Origin of the sequence: Rhodopirellula sp. JB055 (assembly GCF_043100905.1) — a bacterium.
Taxonomy (GTDB): domain Bacteria; phylum Planctomycetota; class Planctomycetia; order Pirellulales; family Pirellulaceae; genus Rhodopirellula.
In genome coordinates this window covers 1-2,935 of record NZ_JBICHO010000598.1, presented here as the reverse complement: position 1 = coordinate 2,935, position 2,935 = coordinate 1, and the positions used below count along the sequence as shown (strand labels likewise).

Here is a 2,935-nt window from a genome sequence, read left to right as displayed (position 1 = left end):
TTTCGATCACTCTCATGATCTTTCAGCACCAACATGGGGAAGAATCGACGCGAACTGTAACTGACCGATTCAATCCGCTGGTAAATCGGGTTATCAGGGTCGTCGACGGCTGGACGCAAATCGCCACCGCGATAACGTACGCGGTACACCATGTAATGCACCAATTTCCGCTGCAATCGACCGTCCGGACGCGGCACGTCCAAGTACATCTGACGCAGCGGCTTGAACGAAAATTCAAAGCAGAAAATTTCGCGACGCAAAATCACCTGCTTCGCCATTTCCTCAAGCGTTCGTGAGCGTGGGTCAAAATGTGGCACGCCGTCGGGATGCTTGTCGCTCTGCCAAGTGATTTCCGGGTGGCTTTCAATGAACGACTTCAGCGTCAAAGGCCCGTCGAACGTTTCCTTCGGATCCGGGGCAGGTGGGATCTCAGTCACCACCCCAGGCGCGAACTCGGTTTGCACCTGAGTGGACGGGTCCGCGTCCTGAGCATTCGCAGTCACCGCAAACGAGCCCGCGGAAACGCACAACGCAAGTGCCACCAACGACTTCTGTGCCCCCTGCACCAGCACGCTGGCCCAGCCCCGCCTTCGCGGCGAGCCTGCCGAAAGGTCGTTCAAAGATCCAGTCCGTGTGGCGAAAGTGAACATGAAAAGCCGTCGTTAACGCTTGGTCGTGGGAAGATCACTGGCTGAGATGACGTGATCCGGGCCCTTTTTGCTCGGGGCGACCACGTCAACTGGATCCAATCTTAATTGCTGACCAGACGAGGAAGCTGTTTCCGTGCCTTCCAAGCCGGATTTTTCTGCCGAGTCGAGGTCCATTTCGTCGCTGCTGGTGAATCCTGGCCCCGACCACTGCAGCGAAGCTGCCAACTGAACATCCGAACCATCCAATTGAGTCACGCTTTCGCCGTCCATCGTCAGCGTGGCTTGCACCCGTCGTCCCGAATCATCGCTGAAATGCATCATGATCCACTGGATCGGAATGCCCTCGACCTCTCCGGTCGCCGTGACGTGCAATACCCGCAAACCCGAGTCAGCCAATTGCTCCTCTGATCGTACCAGCCCATCCAGTTGCTTGCCCAATGTTCGTTGGACATCCGCCTCAAAAGCCTCCAAAGTCACCTGCTTGCCCTCCGGCAGGCGTGGCAAGGACCTCAGGTTGCACTGAGCGATGCTCTGCTCGTTCTCGATCATCCGTAGAATCGCCTGACCAGCACCGTCCTGCATGATCCGCCAACGACGATCCAGGAGCGCTGAAACACCAATTTTCTCGCACTCGACTGCCATCAGCATTCGCTCCTTCGGCGGCGGCGAATCGAAATCCACCGCAACCGCTTTGCTGGACAACGCTTGGGGCCTGTTCAACGGCTTGCGAATCATCCGAATCGTGGCCGTGACATCGAACCCAGGTTCAGCCAGCCCAATTTCGCGAGTTTCGTGAATCGCGACCGCAGCCCAGGTGACCGTCCGCGTCGAATGCTGGTAGGTCAGCTTGCCGAGCACACGCAGTTGGCTGGGAACGCCGCTAACAAAGCCATCCAATTTGCCTTGAAACTGCAACTTGGCGTTGCTGGCATCGTTGGAGACCAGGCTGATTTCGACGTCGCTTGCGGCCACGCCGCTTAGATTCAACGCCAACGCCAAATCGTTCGCATCGAGAGCCACCTTCTCTCCCACCGTCAACGTCTGAGTCGGCAAGAGATGGTCAAGTGCCACACTGGCCAATGGCGTCCGCAGCAGATCCAGCTCGTCGTGGTTCAAGTAATCGCTGGTCGAATAGATCGCCTCCGGCAACGTGTCACGGCGAGCCACGATGGGCCCCAAATTGCCACGCAATTGGGTGGTTTGATCCATCCGGCTCAAACGGCTGACGCCCTCCGCGACGTGATAGTGCCGCTCGGCCGCAATGATGGGCGAGTCCAAATCCGCATTTCGAGGCCGCAAAGAACGCTCTTCGTAATCCAACGCGACCTTGGCCGTGATGGGCAGTTGCTGTTTCGTAGCCGATTCACTGGTCCGAGCCAGCAACGGGTCCTTCGTCAGATTGACGTTCCCTTTGACATCCATTTCCATCCGAACGCGATACAGTTCGTGATCCAAACGCGGGCGCAGAATGACATCATTTGCCTCAGCGGCAGCGGCGACTGAACTTTCGCCCAATGTCCCTGCGACTCCCCCCATTGCTACCAAACGAGCCAGGAACGCACGGCGGCTTGCGGAAGGTGAATTCGAAGAAACGCAGCTAGAAGTCGAATTCGTCATGATCAATTCAGCGGATTGGCGGCAGAGTCGAAAATCTCGCGACCGCTTCGCGTTGGCGGCCTCAATCCGTTCAATCGGCTCGACCGGTTCTCGCGGTTGACCGGATCTCATACTTCTGGCCGCCTTTCTCAATCTGAGACCGCCAAAGTTTCAAACTGATTGTAAACTTTGCACATTTTTGGCAGTGACAAGGACACTTGCTCGCAGCCTTCAAAATTTTCCGCACGTGAAAACCAAGCATTTTACGGGACACTTGCAAAGTCAAATCGATTTTCCAGCCCGGATTGCGCCGTTTGGCCTGAAACTTTCACTAGTGGTGCCCTGTTCCGATTTGGGCAGGGTAGCCGCGCTCTTCAGCAGGTTTGCTTCCTTTTTGACACTGGGTCAACGAGGGAAACTTGGTGAGGCAACCGAGACGAAAAACTCGTCTTTTTCGCTATCAACGGTGATCTCAGCGAACTCTCAATGAGATCACACGCTCTAATCAGGACAGCCCAAGAAGTCAGCCGAATTTCAGTGATCTGACACTCGGTCGACTTCAACCGACGCGGCACGGAGTCGCGTTGGAAGAAACGGCAGTGAACAATAGGATGGTTTTTGAGCAGCCCTCATGGGTGACCTTGAAAACGAAGACTCACTGCCCGATCAAACCGATCGTCTTACGGATA

General features: G+C 55.9%; 1 protein-coding gene and 1 pseudogene. Both read right to left on the bottom strand.

Annotation, left to right across the window (positions count from 1 at the left end; genetic code table 11):
* Nucleotides 1-650 (bottom strand): annotated as a pseudogene (locus tag ACF8AM_RS23430) (hypothetical protein); the annotation flags it as partial.
* Between the two features lie 12 nt (nt 651-662).
* Nucleotides 663-2,267: a hypothetical protein gene (locus ACF8AM_RS23425; protein WP_392557976.1), complete on the bottom strand. Its 1,605-nt coding sequence runs from the start codon at nt 2,265-2,267 to the stop codon at nt 663-665.
* Nucleotides 2,268-2,935: the final 668 nt, after the last annotated feature.